We start from the raw sequence: 18,287 nt of genomic DNA, 5'->3' as shown, positions 1-18,287 counted from the left end.
CGGTCGCCGCCCCCGCGAGTGGATCAACGGAATTCCGCGGTGCCCTCGTCGTACTGCTCTCCGAGGTTCTCGTTCGTGGTCTCGGCGTCCTGCGTGCCGGTGATGAGACCCTGCAGCTCCTGCACGATCACGTCGTAGAAGCCGGGCGCAGGCCAGTCCGGGTAGAACGAGAGGCCGTCTGCCTCGAGAACGCCGTTGAACGTCTCGATCAGAGCCGCACTCTTCTCGTCGGTGATGTCGGCCGTCTCGGCAGCGACCGGCAGGCCGCCGTTGTTGCCGATGATCGCCTGGATCTCGGGGCGCATCGTGATGTCGATGAACTCGTAGGCGAGTTCCTTGTTCGCGGCGTTCTCGGGCACGACCCACAGGTTGCCCGACGAGCCGAGCGACAGGTCGGCGCCCGGGAAGGCGTCCAGCGTCCAGTCGAAGTCCGTGGCCTCGGCCACGAATCGGCCGAACCACCAGGAACCGGACACGAAGATCGGCGAGGTGCCGTTGATGAACGAGACACCGGCGTCCTCTGCCTTCACCGAGGAGACGTCAGATGCGATGTAGCCCTTGTCGACGTATTCCTTCAGAGTCTCGGACGCTGCGGTGACCTCCGGGCCCTGCCAGTCGACCTCGCCGTCGTACAGCTGGTACGAGTCGACGAACCCGCGGTCGCCCGCGTTCAGCGCGAGCTGATACCAGAGCTGCCCGAGCGGGTATTCGGCACCGGCCTCGGCGAGCGGGGTGATTCCCTGGGCGACGAACGCGTCGAGGACGTCGACGAACTCGTCGTAGGTGGTCGGGATCTCGAGGCCCGCAGCCGCGAAGGCGTCCTTGTTGTAGTAGACGCCGACGAACTCGCCGTAGTTCGGAATGCCGAACCAGGTGTCGCCGCCCATGACGCCGTCTTCCGAGTACTTGGCCGTGGTCTGCAGCGAGGGCGCGAGCTTGTCGTCCCAGCCGTACTCCTCGACGGCATCCGAGATGTCCGAGATCAGACCGGTCGAGGCGAGGAATCCCGCGGTCGCGTTGCCCTTGTTGAACTCCATGAGGTCTGGCGCGGCGTCGGTGTCGAGGACCTGGCTCGCCGTCTTCTGGATCTGTTCGAACGACTTCTCCTCGAACTCGACCTTCGCGCCGGTCTCCTCTTCGAAGATCGCGATCGCCTCGGCCCATGCCTTGCCCATCGCGCTGTCGGCGCCCTCGTAGTGCCAGAGCTTGAGCGTCTGCCCGTCACCGCCGTCGTCGGAGGATCCGGCTGTGCAGCCGCTCAGTGCGATTCCCGTCGCCGTCAGCGCGGCCACAGCCGCCAGCGTCTTCGTCCTGCGGATGTTGCGTGCCATCGTCGGCACTCCTTTCTGATTGGCCGTGAGGCCGGACACATCGGTGGGTCATTCGTTCTTCAGTTGTCACGCGACATCATCGAAGCGTTTCGACGATGCGGATGCGTGTGCGGACCTCCGTCCGCGGTCATTCCCTCGCGGGGATGACCGATCCGGCGGAGTGGTACTCGGGTGGGATGAGATGGATGCGCGGTGCGGTGCCGGGGTGGTCGAGGTGCTGCTCGGCGAGCTCCACCGCCAGTTCGCAGGACCGTTGTGGGATCAGGGGAATCGTGTCGACGGGGACCGCGAGCGCGGACGTGTCGAACGATGCCGCGGCGGAGACGACCGAGACGTCGCGCCCCACTCGCAATCCGTGCGAGTCGAGAGTACGCAGCAGCACGTCGTGGACGTCGCCCACCGCGTGCACGATGAACGCGCGGTCGCCGCGCTCCAGGGCCGACTCGACCGCCGTGCGAACCGCAGCAGGGTCTGTCGTCGAGATCCCGGTGGTCGCCCACTCGAGAGCGAGTCCTCGCGCGGCGGCGCGCTCGCGCACGCCGTGCAGCAGGCGTCGCGGGAAGTTCGACTTGCGGTACGAGATCTCTGTCTGGCCGAGCAGTGTGACACTCGTGTGGCCGGCGTCCGCGATCCGGTCGACGGCGACGCTCCCGGCCGACTCGAAGTCGAGGTCCACGCAGGTCAGGCCCGCGGGGTCGTCGGGGATGCCGATGAACACGGTGGGGGTGCGCACGCTGCGGGCGATGGCGGCTCGTTCGTCGTCGGGGGCCACGTCGAGGACGAGGATGGCGTCGACCAGGCGGCTCGCGGCCACGCGGTTCATGCCGTCGGAGGTCTGCTCGTCGGTGAGGAGCAGGATGTCGTAGCCGCGGCGGCGTGCGGCGACCGCGGTGGCGAGGACGAATGCCATGTGCGTGGGGGCATGCGTGTCGGCGCGCAGAGGTTCGGTGAGGGCGAAGATGTGGGTGCGGCGGCCCGCGAGCATGCGGGCGCCCGCATCCGGTTCGTAGCCGAGGTCCTGGACCGCACCTTCGATGCGGAGTCGCGTCTTCTCGGAGACGGGACGCTTGCCGCTCAGTGCGTAGGACACGGTGCTGATCGACACACCGGCGGCCTTCGCCACCTCGTGGATCGTCGCCATGCTGACTCCGTCGTCGCTCGTGTCCTGAATTCATCGAAGCGTTTCGCTAACGCGTCAGAAGCGATGATAGACACGGTTCCCCGTGCGACGCAAGCTTTTTGTGGTGTATCGCAACAAAACGGTGGCGCCGGGCTGTGGGAGCGTTCCCGTGAAATGACCGGACAGGGCGACGGGGCCTCGATGGGGGAGGGGATTCGAGACCCCGCCGCCGGCCTAGGACGTGACGCGGATCTCTGCGATGACCTCGGAGTACTCGGTCTCGCCGACAGGGGTGAATCCGACACGGAGGAAGAAGGCCTCGGGGCCGTCCTCGCCCGCTTCGTAGATGACGTTGACGTGGTCGACGCCACGCGCGCGTGCCTCTTCGATGAGCTGCTCGACGGCGAACCGGCCGACTCCCTTGCCCTGGTCGTCGGCATCGACGTTGATCCGCCACAGGACGGAGCGGAAGTGATCTTCCGGTGCCTCGGGATCGAAGTTCGCGCTGACGAACCCGACGACCTGGTCGCCGTCCAGGACGACGCGCTGCCACGAGGTCAGGGGGTTGATGACGGTCGCCGCGATGCCGTAGGACACCGGAGCGAGGAACTGCTCCTGTCCGGGCTTGAGCGACAGGTTGTTCACGGCGACGATCGTCGCAGCGGAGAGTTCGACCATGCGCAGTTCGGACATAGTCACAGGCTAGCCCCTCGACTGGCTCCCCGACGAGAAACGTCGACTTTCGTCAGGGGTCCCCGCGTGAGGAATACCGGAAGTCGATACCGGTACGACCTCCCGGCGGACATGCGCCGGGAGCGCCTCAGGTATCTTGGTATCGAGACAAATATGCCCTCGCGAACGGAGAACCTCCTGGTGACCGACGACGCCATCATCTACACCTACACGGACGAGGCTCCGGCTCTCGCCACGGCTTCCTTCCTGCCGATCATCAAGGCCTACACGGGTCAGGCGGGTATCGAGGTCGAGACCCGCGACATCTCGCTCGGAGGACGCATCCTCGCCGCGTTCCCGCAGAAGCTCACCCCGGAGCAGCAGGTCGGCGACTCGCTCGCCGAGCTCGGCGGACTCGCCACGCTGCCCGAGGCGAACATCATCAAGCTGCCGAACATCTCGGCCTCGATCCCGCAGCTCAAGGGCGCGATCGCCGAGCTGCAGTCGCAGGGCTACGACATCCCCGACTTCCCGGATGAGCCGTCCTCGCTCGAGGAGAAGGACGTCCGCGCGCGCTACGACCGCATCAAGGGATCCGCGGTCAACCCGGTGCTCCGCGAGGGCAACAGCGACCGTCGTGCGCCGCTGGCCGTGAAGAACTACGCCAAGAAGCACCCGCACCGCAACAAGCCCTTCGCCGAGGGCTCGAAGACCCGCGTGGCCACACTCGGCCACGACGACTTCAAGCACAACGAGCGCTCCTGGGTCGCCGCCCACGACGACGTGCTCAGCTTCCGCCACACGGCCGCAGACGGCACCGTGACTGTTCTCAAGGAGGGGCTGAAGGTCCTGCCGCGCGAGATCATCGACGCGACCTTCCTCTCGGCCGCGCACCTCGACGCCTTCCTCGCGGAGACGCTCGAGACGGCGAAGAACGACGACATCCTCTACTCGGTGCACCTCAAGGCCACGATGATGAAGGTCAGTGACCCGATCATCTTCGGCCACGTCGTGCGTGCGTTCTTCTCGGACGTGTTCGCGCAGTACGGCGACACCCTCGCTGCCGCCGGTCTGAGCGCGAACGACGGTCTCGGCTCGATCCTCGCAGGTCTGGGTGATGTCGCCGGTGGCGATGAGATCGCGGCCGCGTTCGACAGGGCGATCGCCGAGGGGCCGCGCCTCTCGTACGTGAACTCCGACAAGGGCACCACGAACCTGCACGTCCCGAGCGACGTGATCGTCGACGCCTCGATGCCCGCGCTCGTGCGCAACGGCGGCAAGCTCTGGGGCAAGGACGGCGGAGAGGCCGACACGCTCGCCGTCATTCCCGACTCGTCGTACGCGAGCGTCTACCAGGCCGTGATCGACGATGTCATCGCCAACGGCCCGCTCGACCCCGCAACGATCGGCACCGTACCGAACGTGGGTCTGATGGCACAAGCCGCCGAGGAGTACGGCAGCCACGACAAGACGTTCGAGATCGCGACCGCGGGCACCGTCCAGGTGCTCGACAGCGAAGGCACCGTGCTGATCGAGCACGAGGTCGGCGCCGGCGACATCTGGCGTGCCACGCAGACCAAGCACATCCCGGTCATGGACTGGGTCAAGCTCGCCGTCTCCCGGGCCCGCGCCACGGGTGTTCCCGCGGTGTTCTGGCTCGACGCCAACCGCTCGCACGATGCGCAGATCATCGCCAAGGTGCACCAGGGGCTCGCGACTCTCGACACCAAGGGCCTCACGATCACGATCCTCGCCCCCGAAGAGGCCACCCGCTACACGCTCGCGCGCATGCGTCACGGCCTCGACACCATCTCGGTGACGGGCAACGTGCTGCGTGACTACCTCACCGACCTGTTCCCGATCCTCGAGGTCGGCACGAGCGCCAAGATGCTCTCGATCGTGCCGCTGCTCGCGGGCGGCGGTCTGTTCGAGACCGGCGCCGGCGGGTCGGCTCCCAAGCACGTGCAGCAGCTCGTCGAGCAGAACTACCTGCGCTGGGACTCGTTGGGCGAGTTCTTCGCGCTCGCCGCGTCTCTCGAGCACTTCGCCGACCGCACCGGCAACGAGAAGGCGCGCGTCCTCGCCGAGACGCTGGATGCGGCGACGGGGACGTTCCTCGAAGAGGACCGTTCGCCGGGCCGCGCGCTCGGCACGATCGACAACCGTGGCAGCCACTTCTACCTCGGCCTGTATTGGGCCCAGGAGCTGGCGAGCCAGACGAAGGACGCCGAGCTCGCAGAGGCGTTCGCTCCGATCGCGGCCTCTCTCGCCGAGAACGAGGAGAGGATCGTCTCCGAGCTCAACGCCGTGCAGGGCAAGGCCGTCGAGATCGGCGGGTACTACCGTCCCGACGACGCGCTCGTCACGGCCGTGATGCGCCCGTCCGCGACGCTGAACGGCATCGTCGACGCTCTGGCGTGATCATACGAGAAGAGGCCGGATGCGTGAGCATCCGGCCTCTTCTCGTATCCCGATGCCGGGAAAAACCGCGCGACGGCGAGCCGCGGGCGTCAGTTGTGGACCGAGACTTCCATCCCGATCGGCGACCAGTCGTACACGAACTTGGCGACGTCGATCGGCATGTTGATGCATCCGTGGCTTCGGGGGTTGCCGAAGTCGTTGTGCCAGTAGGTGCCGTGGAAGCCCTCGTCACCGTTGAAGTACGTGACCCAGGGGACGTTCGGCGTCTCGGTGATCGAGCCGTCCGGCTCGCGGCTCTTCATGTTCTGCGAGCGCAGGTGCGCGTACACCGTGAAGTTGCCGACGTCGGTGGGCGTGGCAGCCTTGCCCGACGATATCGACCACGAGCGCACGACGTTGCCGTTCTCGATGAGCGTGGCCGTCTGCGAGCCGAGGTCGACATCGATGCGGCGCTGCAGGTTCACGGACTCGAAGGGCGTCTCGGAGACCTGGATCGGGAAGACGCCGTTTCCGCTCTCGAGGTTCGATGCCGCCTCTGCGGCGAGATTCGAGGTGTCTCCGACGGCGCGCCCGGTGACGCCCTCCGTCTCGACGCGCAGGATCTCGCCGGAGGAGTTGACGATGTTCGTCGCGTTGACGGGAGCGCGATCCACGACCCCTGCGAGGCTGTCGACCGTCGACTGGATGGCCGCCGCGTCTGCCGCGATGCGGAGCTCTCCGCCGTCGTCGACGACCGTCAGCCACGTCGACACGGTAGCCGGGTCGACCGGGACGGTTCGCTCTTCGCCGATGTAGAACCCGACGGAGCCGAGCATCTCGTTCATCGATGCCGCGAGCGCGGTCGCGTCGTCGTCGGAGATGGCGGGTGCCGCTTCGGAGGGGCCTCCGGGGAACTCCAGGCTCGTGCCCCCGTCGGCGACCGCTTCGGCGATCGCCGCGGTCAGGGCATCGACGTCGACGGCTGTTCCGGGCGCGGACGGTGTGATCGTGAAGGCGCCCGCGGCGCCGTCGAAGACGACTCCGGCGTCGACCGGCTCCTCGAAGCTCGACGGCACGGCGTCTCGCAGAACAGCGTCGGCTGTGGCGGCGTCGAGTGCGATCTCACCCGGTACCGGATCGCCGGACCAGGATCCGATGTTCCAGAGCGGATGCTCCGCGAAGGCCTGATCGGCGAGGGCTGCGGCGTCGATGGTCGCGCCGAGTTCCGCACCGGTGAGCACGACCTCGTCTCCGGCTCCGGTCAGCGTGATCTCGGTGGTCTCGACGTGGTCGTTGATGACGTCGGCGGCGGCACCGGGGGTGAGCCAGCCGACGGGGATGCCGGCGACGGTCGTTCCGGGTGCGATGAGGATCATCGAAGCGGCGCCCGCGCCGAGCGCGACGACACCGACTCCGAGGCCGATCCACAGCCCGAGACGCTTCTTCTTCGGCGTGGGCTCGATCGGGGCCCACGCGAGTGGAGCATCGCCGTCCTGCGGAGGGGAGGAATCGGTCGGCGTCTCGGCGCCGTCGCTCTGCGACATGGCGGAGTCGAGACCGTCGCCCGAGGCTGGCGCCTCATTCAGCTTCTCGGTCTTCGCATCCTGTGCTGAGATCAGATCGGTCACGAACTTCACCCCCCGGTTCTCACGTGGCCTGTATATCGCTCAATGGTACGGGATCGGATGTAACGGAGAGGTAAAGGTCGTGATATAGGGCGCGCAGGGTGCTCTGCGCTCAGTCGTTGACGATCGCGATCCCGTCGATCTCTACGAGCATCTCCTCGCGCGGAAGACCCGTGAACACCGTGGTGCGCGACGGGAGGACGCCGCTGCTCGTGTGAACGGTCACGAAGGCGCCGTAGGCCTCGTTCATGATCGGGAAGTCCTCGCGCGTGGTGAGGTACACGCGCAGCATCACGACGTCGTCGAAAGACGCGCCCGATGCCTCGACGATGGCCTTGACGTTCTCGAGCGTGCGGGTCGTCTGAGCGGCGACATCACCGGGGAAGAGGTATTCGTTCGTCTGCGGGTCGACGGGCCCCTGGCCCGACACCTGCACGAACGGGCCCTTGCGCACGCCCTGCGAGAACGTGTGGGCGGGAGCGGGGGCGGCATCGGTCGAAACGCGGGTCTTCGCAGTCATACCGACAGCCTAGTAGCCTTGTTAGATGCCTCTACAAATTCCCGATCCCGTCCTCGGCACCTGGGCGAAGGGGTTCTCGGCGAAAGCCGACGGTCTCCGTCTCTCCGAGGTCGCGGGGGCGGGGCTGCGCCTGTCGGACATGTCCACGCCCGTGCTCACGGTGCACGAGGCCGCTCTCTCCCACAACGAGGCGACGGTCTTCTCCTGGGCGACCGAACAGGGTGTCCTGCTCGCACCGCATGGCAAGACGACCATGTCTCCCGCTCTGTGGCAGCGCCTTCTCGACGCCGGGGCATGGGGTATCTCGGTGGCCACACCGTGGCAGGCGGAGGTCGCGATCGAGGCCGGCGTCGCCACCGTCCTGATCGCCAACGGTCTCACCGACGTCGACGCGGCGCGGAGGCTCGGTGCACTGCTCGTGGCGAAGTCGGATCTGCGCGTGCTCTGCTGGGCCGATTCGGTCGCCACGGTCGACATCCTGTCGGCGGCCCACATCGATCAGTCCCGTCCGCTCGATGTGCTCGTCGAGCTCGGCGGCGTCGGCGGACGCACCGGCGCGCGCTCCGTGGAGGAAGGCGAGCGGATCGCTCGGGCGATCTCCGCCGCGCCGGGTCTCCGTCTCGCGGGAGTCACCGGGTACGAGGGCCCGTTCGGTCCCGACCGCAGCGACGAGTCGATCGCCGCCGTCGACGCCTACTTGGGCACTCTCGTCGAGCTCCACTCGCGACTCACCTACCCTGACGGCATCCGTCCGGTGGTGAGCGCCGGAGGCAGTTCGTTCCCCGACCGCGCAGCCGCGGTGCTCGCCCCTCTCAGCGCCCACGGAGTCGACGTCGTGCTGCGGTCAGGTGCCTTCCAGATCCATGACGACGGGTTCTACGCGCGCATGTCGCCGTTCGGCTCGGTCACCGGAACGGAGCCCCTCCGCTCCGCCATGCACGCCTGGTCGCGCGTCGTCTCGCAGCCCGAACCGGGACTCGCGCTCCTCGATGCCGGGCGTCGTGACGTTCCCTTCGACCTCGACCTCCCTGTCCCGCAGTCGGTAGACGGCGAGATCACTGCGCTCAACGACCAGCATGCGTTCCTGCAGCTGGCGGACGGCGTGGAGGTGCGTCCGGGCGACGTCGTGCGCCTCGGGCTGTCGCACCCATGCACCGCGTTCGACAAGTGGCGGGTCGTCCCGGTCATCGATGACCCGGATGCGATCGACCCCCGAGTGATCGGAGCGGTGGCCACATGCTTCTGAGCACCGAGAAGCCGGTGCGGGTCTATCGCGGCGCGACCGTCGTGGACGGCACCGGGGCAGATCGCTTCCGGGCCGACGTCGCGATCGAGGGCGAGCGCATCGTGGCGGTGATCGGCCGGCACGATACGACCGAGCTGCACCTTCCGGAGGACGCCGTCGAGGTCGACGCCGCCGGACTCGTCCTCGCGCCCGGCTTCATCGACATGCACGCCCACAGCGACCTCGCCGTGCTGCAGGGCTCCGCGCACGACGCGAAGATCCGCCAGGGCGTGACCACGGAGGTGCTCGGTCAGGACGGCCTGGGCTACGCACCGCTCGATGAGGCCGCGGCATCCGTGATCCCGGCGCAGATCGCGGGATGGAACGGGATGCCGGCTGACGCTCCCTGGCGCACGATGGACGACCTTCTGTCGGCGATCGACGAGGCCACCGCCGCCAACACGGCGATCCTGGTGCCGCAGGGCAACCTGCGGATGATCGTGATCGGGCACGAGAACCGCTCGGCGACGATCGACGAGATCGCCGCGATGTCGGCGCTCCTCGCGACGTCTCTCGATGCCGGCGCGTTCGGGATGTCGAGCGGTCTCACGTACACCCCCGGGATGTACGCCGACGTCGCCGAGCTCGAGGCCCTCTGCCGGGTCGTGGCCGAGCGAGGGGGATACTGGGCGCCGCATACGCGCAGCTATGGCGGAGCCGCGCTCGACGCGTACCGTGAGGCGCTGGACATCGGCCGGCGCACCGGCTGCCCGGTGCATCTCACGCACGCGACCATGAACTTCGCGCCCAACCGCGGACGGGCGGATGAGTTGCTCGCCCTGATCGACGAGGCGCTCGCGGACGGTGTCGATGTCACTCTCGACACCTATCCCTACCTGCCCGGCGCGACGACCCTCGCTGCGCTGCTGCCCAGCCGCCTCTCGGAGAGCGGCGACCTCATCGGCACGATCGTCGCGCTCGACGACGCGCAGCGCGAGCAGGTGCGCATCGAACTCGAGGTCATCGGGTGCGACGGCTTCCACGGCGAACCCGCAGACTGGGACACGATCCAGATCGCGGGCACCGGGAATGCTGCTCTCACGGGCCTCGTGGGGCGCACCGTCGCCGAGATCGCGACCTCTTCGCGGCGTCGCGCGGTGGACGTCGTGCTCGACACGATCGTCGCCGATGCGGGTGCCACGAGCATCCTGATGCACATCGGAGACGAGCAGAATGTGCGCGCCATCATGCGCCACCCACGCCACTGCGGTGGCAGCGACGGGATCCTGATCGGAACCCGACCGCATCCGCGTGGGCGTGGCACCTTCCCGCGTTACCTCGGCACGTATGCGCGCGAGCTCGGCATCCTCACCCTCGAAGAGGCCGTGCGGCATCTGTCGGGAACCCCCGCCCATCGACTCGGGCTGGACAGGGGGGATGCGCCGCGCGGCGTGATCCGTGCCGGTGCGACGGCCGACCTGGTGCTGTTCGACCCCTCGACCGTCGAGGCGGGCGCCACCTTCGAGAGCCCCCACGAGCCGCCGGTCGGCATCGTGGACGTGCTCGTCGGAGGGGTGCCCGTCGTGGCCGAGGGCGCGGTCACGGGTGCCACTCCCGGCCGAGCGCTGCGGATGCCGCCGGCACCGCACCGGTCCACGGTGCCCTTCATCGAATCGACGATCGACCCCGCGGCCGAGGCGTTCGAGTGGACGGAGCGCACCCCGATCCTGGCGACCGCCGAGCTCGAGGCAGCGGCGTCGAGGCTTCGTGGGAAACCAGAGGCGGATGCGGCGACCCCTCCGATCCGGCTCCGCATCGATCCCGCGGTCGGGCACGAGTCGTTCGCCCGCGACCGCGTGACCGAGGAGGCCTTCCGGATCACCGTGACGCCGCACGGCGTCGACGTCGTCGGAGCGACGCCCGTGGGGGTGTTCCGCGCGGCGACGGTGCTCCGCCAGTTCCGAGCGCCCGACGAGTCCCACCGTCGCATTCCCTCGGGGATCTGGCAGGGGGCCCCGGCGTTCGCATGGCGTGGCGTGATGCTCGATGTCGCGAGGCATTTCCGTCCTGCCGACGACGTGCGTCGATTGATCGATCTGCTCGCCGACCATCACCTCAGCGTGCTGCACCTGCATCTGACCGATGACCAGGGCTGGCGCTTCGCCGTGCCTGGGTATCCACGTCTCACCGAGGTCGCGGCACGTCGCGAAGCGACGCAGCGCGGCCACGGCCCCCAGGCGACCGTCGAGTCCGGTGTCCACGAGGGGTATTACACCGATGCCGAGATCCGCGATCTCGTCGCCTACGGTGCGGAGCGGTTCGTCACGCTGGTCCCCGAGGTCGAGCTGCCGGGACACATCCAGGCGGCGCTCGCCGCCTACCCGGAGCTCGGGAACACCGACGCCGGTGAGCCGATCACGGCGCCGTGGGAACGATTCGGGGTGAACCCCCGCACGCTCGCGCCGACCGACGGAGCCCTCGACTTCGGCAGGGCGGCGATCGACGCGCTGTGCGTGCTCTTCGACTCGCCCTGGATCGGCATAGGGGGCGACGAGGTGCCTGTGACCGAATGGGCGCGGAGCGAGGCGGCACAGCAGCGGATGCGCGAGCTCGGACTCGCCACGCCTCATGACGTGCAGCCGTGGTTTACCGCCCGATTCGTCGAGCACGTGCGCTCGCGTGGGCGCTCCGCGCTGGCGTGGGACGAGGTGCTGGAGGGCGAGGTTCCCGAGGGCGTGAGCATCCTGGCATGGCGTGGTCCCGTCGCGATGAGGGAGGCGTTGGACAGGGGGATACCGGTCATCGCGTGCCCCGACCTCGAGGTCTACCTCGACTACCCGCAGTCGGAATCGGCCGAGGAGCCGATCAGGGTGGGGCCTCCGCTGTCACTGGAGACCGCATATCGACTGGAGATCGATGAGCGGGCTCAGGGTGGGCAGGCGAACGTCTGGACGGAGCACCTCCCCACCAGGGACCGGGTCGACTTCGCCCTGTTCCCACGGCTTGCGGCGATCGCGGAACGGCTGTGGGACGGGGGAGCGCCTCGCGAGTTCGAGGCCTTCGCGCGACGGATGCGGGTGCACCTGCAGCGGCTCGCCGCGGCGGGTGTGCGGTATCGTCCCCTGAGCGGGCCGTTGCCCGATCAGCGGCGTCCAGGAGTGCCGGGGAAGCCTCTCACCCGCGCCGCGCGGGAAGAGATCGTCGAGGGTCTCGTGGCTCGTCTCATCGATCGGTCCGCGTCGGTACCAGGTATCATCTCTCACTGATGTAACGTTTCGGTAACCCTCCCGGCGCGGCGCCGGGCAGGGGTTGCACAATTTTTGTTCGTAAGGTCTACTAACAAACATGTCCGTATCGGATGAACAGCGCCCAATGATGACGCCGGAGTACGCCGGTACGAGTGCCCACGCCTTCGGCCCCGGTCGTCACCTGCGCTCGCGCTCCAAGGTGCTCCCGGAGCACGCGCGCGGTCACAATCGGGCGCTCGTCCTGCAGACGCTGTACCACTCCGGAGCCATGAGCCGTGCGGATCTGTCTCGGGAGACGGGACTGACCCGGGTGACGATCTCGGATCTCGTCGCCGAGTTCATCGCCGACGGCATCGTCGTCGAGATGGGGGTGCGCGAGACCGTGGGGCCCGGCAAACCGCCGATCCTCATCGACATCGACCGCATCGGGCACCAGATCATCGGCATCGACCTGTCGGGCCCGCACGCCTTCGTGGGCGCACTTCTCAGTCTCGACGGCGACGTGATCGAACGACGTGAGGTGCCGCGGCCCGACAGCGCCGACGGCGATGCGGCCTACGCGGCGACGCTCGCCCTGGCGCGGGAACTCGTGTCGACCGCGACGCAGCCGATCCTCGGTGTCGGCATCGGCACACCCGGTGTGGTGCGTCCCGACGGCTTCGTCCTGAGCTCGCCGAACCTCGGCTGGAGCAACCTGCCGCTGGAGGCGAAGCTCGGAGTCGATCTCGATCTCCCCGTCCTGGTGCGCAACGACGCCAACGCGGCAGTGCTCGCCGAGTACACCTTCGGCGAGGCCAAGGCCGACTTCATGCTCATCCGCATCGGGCGCGGTGTCGGTGCGGGGCTCATCACCGGCAGTCAGCCGCTCGTCGGCAGTCGGTTCGCGGCGGGCGAGATCGGCCACGTCGTCGTCGGCACCGACGGGGGCCCCCGGTGCGCGTGCGGCAAGGACGGCTGTCTCGAGGCATGGCTCAGCGAGACCCGGCTGCGTCCGGCCATCGAGGCGACGCCCGAATCGCGCGAGGAGATCCTGCGCGACGCCGGCACGCGGATGGGTATCGCCATCGCCCCGATCGTCGCCGCACTCGACCTGTCGGAGGTCGTGCTGTCGGGGCCTGCCGATCTTCTCGACGGCGTGCTGATCGACGCGGCCGTCGACACCCTGCACGCCCGCACCCTCGAGGGCGTGTTCGAAGACGCGCTCATCCGTCGCACCTCGCAGAGCGACATCGTGCTGCGAGGGACCGCTGTCATGGTGCTCTCCGGACAGCTGGGCGTCTCATGACCCGGGTGCACGTCCGCAACGTCTCGCAGGGCGCCGTCCGATGACCCGCGACACCCTCGCCGACCTCACGGGTCGGCCGGTTCGCGTGGGCCTCGACGTCGGCGGCACCAAGATCGATGCCGTCGCGGCGACACCCGATGGCGAGATCATCGTGCGTCGTCGTCGTCCCACAGGCTGGGGCGATGACGCCGTCGTCTCGGGCATCGTCGAAGTCGTGCGGGAGCTCGCGGCGGAGGGCGGATTCGCGTCCTCCGAGGTCGGATCGGTCGGTGTCGGCATCCCCGGGGTCGTCGACTCCGGCACCGGGCGCGTGCTGCACGCGGTGAACCTCGGCGTCGAGTCGCTCGACCTCGCCGACCGGGTCGCCGCGCTGCTCATGGTGCCTGTGCGCGTCGAGAACGACGTCAAGGCCGCAGCGCTCGGCGCCGCCGTGCTGCGAGGCGTGAGCGGGTCGATGGCGTACCTGAACCTCGGTACCGGCGTCGCCGCCGGCATCGTCATCGACGGTGAGATCTGGCGCGGGGCCCGCGGCACCGCGGGCGAAGTGGGCCACCTGTCCGTCGACCCGAACGGTCGCCTGTGCGGATGCGGCCAGCGTGGGTGCATCGAGACCTTCTGCGGAGGGGGCGCGCTCGCTCGCGCGTGGAACCGGCCGGGACCGCTGCCGGTACGCGAGATCCTCGACGCCGCTGAGTCCGGCGATGAGCGAGCATCCGGACTGCGCGCCGACCTCTTCCACGGGGGTGCTTCCGCCGTGCGGGCGCTCGTCCTCTCGGCAGACGTCGAACGCGTGATCATCGGTGGCGGTCTTACCGCGCTCGGCGATCGGCTCTCGGACGGCATCCGCGCGTCCTTGAGCGCGGGAGCGGCGGCCTCGCCCTTCATGCGCTCGCTGCATCTCGACGAGCGCATCGAGATGCTCCCCGTCGGCTCTCCTGCGGCCGCCTTCGGCGCCGCGATGGTCGGCGCCACCACCCCTTCGAAGGAGACAGTGTCCCATGGCTGAAGTCGTCATCGTCGAGAACGCCGCCGCAGCGGGCGAGTTGGTCGCCGCCGAGATCGTCGCCCTCATAGAGCGTCGTGCCGACGCGGTGCTCGGCCTGGCTACGGGCTCCACGCCGCTCCCGGTCTACCAGGCGCTGCGTCCGCGACTCGCGGGCCGTGACGTGTCGCAGGTTCGCGGCTTTGCCCTCGACGAGTACGTGGGGCTCGACCCGGCGCATGCCGAGAGCTATCGCTCGGTCATCACCCGCGATGTCGTGGAGCCGCTCGGGCTCGACCCGCAACGCATCCACGTGCCGAACGGCGCGGCGGCCACGATCCAGCACGCCGGTGACGACTACGAGGCCGCGATCGACGCGGCAGGCGGTGTCGACCTGCAGATCCTCGGCATCGGGACCGACGGCCACATCGGGTTCAACGAGCCCGGCTCCTCGTTCGCCTCCCGCACTCGGGTGAAGACGCTCACCGAGCAGACCCGTGAAGACAACGCACGCTTCTTCGACTCGATCGACGACGTGCCGCGGCACTGCATCACTCAGGGCCTCGGCACGATCCTGCGCGCGCGTCACCTGGTTCTGCTCGCTTTCGGAGAGGGCAAGGCCCAGGCCGTCGCGGATGCCGTCGAGGGGCCGCTCTCGGCCATCCTCCCCGGGTCTGCGATCCAGCTCCACCCGCACGCGACCGTGGTGGTCGACGAGGCCGCGGCGTCGCGACTGAAGCTCGCCGACTACTACCGGTACACGTTCGCCAACAAGCCCGCCTGGCAGGGGATCTGAGCCGGCTCTGATCAGGCGGTGACCGTCGGCCATGCCAGTGGCAGGAGATGCTCCACGCTGAGGGGTGCGAGCGGCAGCGTCTCGGCATCCGTCGGTGTGATCCAGCGCAGCTCGGCGAGTTCGGCCTGGGCCACGGGCTCGGCTGCACCGATCGTGACGACGAAAGCGTCGGCGACGACCCGGTGATCCGGTTCGTTCGCCGCGGCCGACACGAAGACGCCGAGCGGCTCGAGGTCGGCCGGCGCGAGCTCGAGACCGAGCTCCTCATGCAGCTCACGGATGAGCGTCTCGGCCGGCGTCTCGCCGGGCTCCGGCTTGCCGCCGGGTTGCATGAATCGCGTCGTGCCCTGCTTGCGGACCACGAGCACCCGCCGATCCGCGTCGAGGATGACCGCCGCACTCACGTTGATGTCAGGCATCGGAGGCGAAGACCTTTCCGGGGTTGAGGATGCCGAGAGGGTCGAACACTCGCGCGATCTGCCGCTGCAGCTCCCATTGGTCTTCACCGATCTCGTCAGCCAGCCAGCGACTCTTGAGCGTGCCGATCCCGTGCTCACCCGTGAGCGTGCCGCCGAGAGCGATCGCCGCCCGGAAGAGCTCGTCAGCCGCCTGCCAGACGACGGCGGGTGCCTCCGGTCCGTCGAAGATGAAGTTCGGATGCAGATTCCCGTCGCCCGCATGCGCCACCGTCGGGATCGTGAGAGAGAACTTCTTCTCGATCCGGGCGATCTCGTCGAACATCGCCGGCATCGCACTGCGGGGCACCGAGACGTCTTCGATGAGAGTGGTGCCCAGCGCCGCCATGGCCGGATGCATCGAGCGGCGGATCGCGAGCAACCGCTCACCCTCCTCGCGGTCGTGCGAGACCTGGGTCGCGCCTCCGTGGGCGCTCAGGACGTCGGCGATGGACGCCGCCTCCGTGACAGCAGCAGGGCCGTCCGTCTGGATCGTCAACTGTGCGCTGCCTGCAGAGGGCGCCGGGAGAGCGAGGAGCGCGGAGACGGCGGCCAGGCTCGCGGCATCCATGAGCTCCATGATGGCGGGCTGCGTGCCCGAGGCGGTGACGGCGGACGACGCTGCCGCCGCTGATCGCACGTCGGGGAATGTCGCGGTGACCGTGCATGTGGTTCCCTCGACCACTCGGCGCAGCTTGAGGGTCGCCGAGACGACGACGCCCAACGTGCCCTCGGAGCCGATCACCAGCGACGTGAGGTCGAGGCCGGTGACGCCTTTGACGCTGCGGTGTCCGAGGTGGAGCAGGCGTCCGTCCGAGAGCACGAGGTCGAGGCCGAGCACCGCATCTCGAACAACCCCGTACTTGGCGCAGAGGAGCCCGCCGGCACCCGTGGCGATGTTGCCGCCCACGGTCGAGATCGCTCGGCTCGCGGGATCGGGTGCCCACCACAGGCCGTGCTCGGCGAGGATCGCGTTGAGGTCGGCGTTGATGATGCCGGGCTCGACGACCGCGAGCAGATCATCGGCGCGGATCTCGTGTACCGCGGTCATGCGGAGCATGGAGAGGACGATCTCGCCGGATCCGCTGTTCGCTGCACCTGCGAGGCCCGTTCCTGCTCCACGAACCACGACAGGCGTGCGGGTGTCGGTCGCGATGCGCATCACGGCCTGCACGTCGGCGACGGATTCGGCGTGAACGATCGCTAGCGGGGTTCCGAGCGCCGCATGACCGGACCGATCGGCGCGCGCGCTCTCGAGTGCCGAGGGATCGGTGTCGACGAGGACCCCGAGCTCTGATCTCAGCAGATCGAGGGTATTCATTCGATGCGACGACGTCCGCTCACGACGCCGGCGCCGACTGCCACGATGGCGAAGGCGATGCCGATGAGGGGCTGATCCATGAGCCACCAGGCGATCGTCACGCCGACGTAGATGAGCAGTTCTACAGCTGCTCGCAGGAACGGGTGCAGACGCAGCACCGGGCGCGGCGACAGGAAGAGCGCCCACACGAGGATCACGACGACGGGTGCGCCGATGCCGAGGATCACGTTCCAGGGCAGGGGCCAGGTGGCGAAGCCCCACAGGGCGAGTGTGCCGACGGCGATCACCAGGACGATCGAGCGGACGACGTCGAGGGCGGTGAAGGTCGGCCGATCGACGCCGGGAACGGAGGCGAAATCCTGGTGCATGGATCCAGTCTATTCGTCGGACGGAGCCCTCAGAGCGGGGCGGTGGTGGCGTCGAGGTCGATCGCGGTGTCGTCCACGGGAGGTGCGGTCTTGTCGACGGGGGCTGCGGCTTCCTCAGCCGGAGGTGCGGTCTCGTCAACCGGCGGGACGGGGTCCTCCACCGGCGGCACGGTGTCGTCGACCGGAGGCGCTGCTTCTTCCTCAGCCGGGGGCGCGGTGTCTTCGACCGGCGGTGCCGTCTCCTCGATGGGAGGTGCCGTCTCTTCAGCCGGGGGCGCAGTCTCCTCGACGGGCGGTGCCGTCTCCTCGAGGGGCGGCACGTCACATCCTTCGAACGTCGCGTTCAGCGCGCTCAGCGAGATGGCGGGGCCTAGTTCGCCCTGGATAGGGGCACCGTTCTCGTCAAGGCCCGTGTATTGGAACCGCACGGAGGCATCGAGTACGAGTTGCACGAGTGTGGGGCGGAGATCGATCGCGCCGATCCCGCTCGCGTCGAGAGTGGTTCCGGTCGTTCCCGCGGTGCTGCCTCCGAGAAGCGCCTGGACGCCCCAGTCCGGTGCGCCCTGAACCTGCACCCGGTAGTGGGTGATCGGCAGGATCCTGTCGTCCTCCCACGTGCACGTGATGCTGGCGGAGACGACGGCGGGAGCACCCTCAGGAACGACGACGGCGTCGACGGGAGGCTGCTCTTCCGTGGGGGGTTCTTCTTCTGCGGGAGGCTGCTCTTCCGTGGGGGGTTCTTCTTCTGCGGGAGGCTGCTCTTCCGTGGGAGGTTCTTCTTCTGCGGGAGGCTGCTCTTCCGTGGGGGGTTCTTCTTCTGCGGGAGGCTGCTCTTCCGTGGGGGGCTCTTCTTCTGCCGGCGGTTGCTCCTCGGCAGGCACGTCACCTTCGTCATCGGCGTCAGAGGAGGGGGCGGGCCTCGACGGAAGTCCGGGGGTC

General features: G+C 68.6%; 16 protein-coding genes. 7 read left to right on the top strand and 9 right to left on the bottom strand.

The window, feature by feature from the left end:
* Positions 1–23: 23 nt before the first annotated feature.
* The 3 genes from IXW21_RS12170 to IXW21_RS12160 form a co-directional block, all read right to left on the bottom strand.
* The gene (locus tag IXW21_RS12170; protein WP_194764529.1) at positions 24–1,331 is read right to left on the bottom strand and encodes an ABC transporter substrate-binding protein; all 1,308 of its coding nucleotides are present in this window, start codon (positions 1,329–1,331) and stop codon (positions 24–26) included.
* Between the two features lie 127 nt (positions 1,332–1,458).
* On the bottom strand, positions 1,459–2,472 hold the full coding sequence (locus tag IXW21_RS12165; protein ID WP_194764528.1) for a LacI family DNA-binding transcriptional regulator: 1,014 nt from the start codon (positions 2,470–2,472) through the stop codon (positions 1,459–1,461).
* 213 nt (positions 2,473–2,685) lie between these two features.
* Positions 2,686–3,144 (bottom strand): GNAT family N-acetyltransferase, encoded by a 459-nt coding sequence (locus IXW21_RS12160; RefSeq protein WP_194764527.1) that lies wholly within the window; start codon positions 3,142–3,144, stop codon positions 2,686–2,688.
* 180 nt (positions 3,145–3,324) lie between these two features.
* Here IXW21_RS12160 and IXW21_RS12155 point away from each other — a divergent pair, with 180 nt between their 5' ends.
* Complete coding sequence (locus IXW21_RS12155) at positions 3,325–5,544, top strand: NADP-dependent isocitrate dehydrogenase (RefSeq protein ID WP_194764526.1); 2,220 nt, start codon at positions 3,325–3,327, stop codon at positions 5,542–5,544.
* Between the two features lie 89 nt (positions 5,545–5,633).
* Here IXW21_RS12155 and IXW21_RS12150 read toward each other — a convergent pair whose 3' ends face one another.
* Both IXW21_RS12150 and IXW21_RS12145 read right to left on the bottom strand, forming a co-directional pair.
* Positions 5,634–7,160, bottom strand: coding sequence for a L,D-transpeptidase family protein (locus tag IXW21_RS12150; protein ID WP_194764525.1), 1,527 nt, complete (start codon positions 7,158–7,160; stop codon positions 5,634–5,636).
* A gap of 100 nt (positions 7,161–7,260) precedes the next feature.
* A complete protein-coding gene (locus tag IXW21_RS12145) occupies positions 7,261–7,668 on the bottom strand; it encodes a RidA family protein (protein WP_194764524.1) in 408 nt (135 codons plus the stop codon).
* 25 nt (positions 7,669–7,693) lie between these two features.
* Here IXW21_RS12145 and IXW21_RS12140 point away from each other — a divergent pair, with 25 nt between their 5' ends.
* The 5 genes from IXW21_RS12140 to nagB all read left to right on the top strand — a co-directional run bounded on the left by IXW21_RS12140 (position 7,694) and on the right by nagB (position 15,204).
* A complete protein-coding gene (locus tag IXW21_RS12140) occupies positions 7,694–8,914 on the top strand; it encodes an alanine racemase (RefSeq protein WP_194764523.1) in 1,221 nt (406 codons plus the stop codon).
* On the top strand, positions 8,905–12,159 hold the full coding sequence (locus IXW21_RS12135) for a family 20 glycosylhydrolase (RefSeq protein WP_194764522.1): 3,255 nt from the start codon (positions 8,905–8,907) through the stop codon (positions 12,157–12,159). The genes IXW21_RS12140 and IXW21_RS12135 overlap by 10 nt, the downstream gene beginning before the upstream one ends.
* A 106-nt stretch (positions 12,160–12,265) precedes the next feature.
* Positions 12,266–13,426: an ROK family transcriptional regulator gene (locus tag IXW21_RS12130; RefSeq protein ID WP_228528489.1), complete on the top strand. Its 1,161-nt coding sequence runs from the start codon at positions 12,266–12,268 to the stop codon at positions 13,424–13,426.
* 40 nt (positions 13,427–13,466) lie between these two features.
* Positions 13,467–14,432, top strand: a complete 966-nt coding sequence (locus IXW21_RS12125) for an ROK family protein (protein ID WP_194764520.1) — start codon at positions 13,467–13,469, stop codon at positions 14,430–14,432.
* A complete protein-coding gene (gene nagB, locus IXW21_RS12120; RefSeq protein WP_194764519.1) occupies positions 14,425–15,204 on the top strand; it encodes a glucosamine-6-phosphate deaminase in 780 nt (259 codons plus the stop codon). The genes IXW21_RS12125 and nagB overlap by 8 nt, the downstream gene beginning before the upstream one ends.
* Positions 15,205–15,215: 11 nt before the next feature.
* On the opposite strand, the gene IXW21_RS12115 is transcribed toward nagB, so the two are convergent.
* From IXW21_RS12115 to IXW21_RS12100, 4 genes are read right to left on the bottom strand one after another with little or no spacing between them, the layout of a single operon-like run.
* Entirely contained in the window at positions 15,216–15,623 is a 408-nt protein-coding gene (locus tag IXW21_RS12115) for an NUDIX hydrolase (protein ID WP_194764518.1), read from the bottom strand.
* Positions 15,616–16,980 (bottom strand): FAD-binding oxidoreductase, encoded by a 1,365-nt coding sequence (locus IXW21_RS12110; protein WP_194764517.1) that lies wholly within the window; start codon positions 16,978–16,980, stop codon positions 15,616–15,618. Before IXW21_RS12110 ends, IXW21_RS12115 begins: the two co-directional genes overlap by 8 nt.
* Positions 16,977–17,348 carry a YrdB family protein gene (locus tag IXW21_RS12105; RefSeq protein ID WP_194764516.1) on the bottom strand — a complete coding sequence of 124 codons (372 nt, stop codon included), beginning with the start codon at positions 17,346–17,348 and terminating at the stop codon, positions 16,977–16,979. The genes IXW21_RS12110 and IXW21_RS12105 overlap by 4 nt, the downstream gene beginning before the upstream one ends.
* Before the next feature lie 29 nt (positions 17,349–17,377).
* Complete coding sequence (locus IXW21_RS12100; protein ID WP_194764653.1) at positions 17,378–17,923, bottom strand: hypothetical protein; 546 nt, start codon at positions 17,921–17,923, stop codon at positions 17,378–17,380.
* A 6-nt stretch (positions 17,924–17,929) separates the two neighbouring features.
* On the opposite strand from IXW21_RS12100, the gene IXW21_RS12095 reads away from it, so the two are divergent.
* Positions 17,930–18,287: hypothetical protein (locus IXW21_RS12095; protein WP_194764515.1), on the top strand; the 358-nt coding region annotated here is incomplete at its 3' end.

Origin of the sequence: Microbacterium sp. UFMG61, from assembly GCF_015354505.1 — a bacterium.
Taxonomy (GTDB): domain Bacteria; phylum Actinomycetota; class Actinomycetes; order Actinomycetales; family Microbacteriaceae; genus Microbacterium.
Note: the sequence above shows the minus strand (reverse complement) of the source record. Positions and strands in the feature narration are given on the sequence as shown.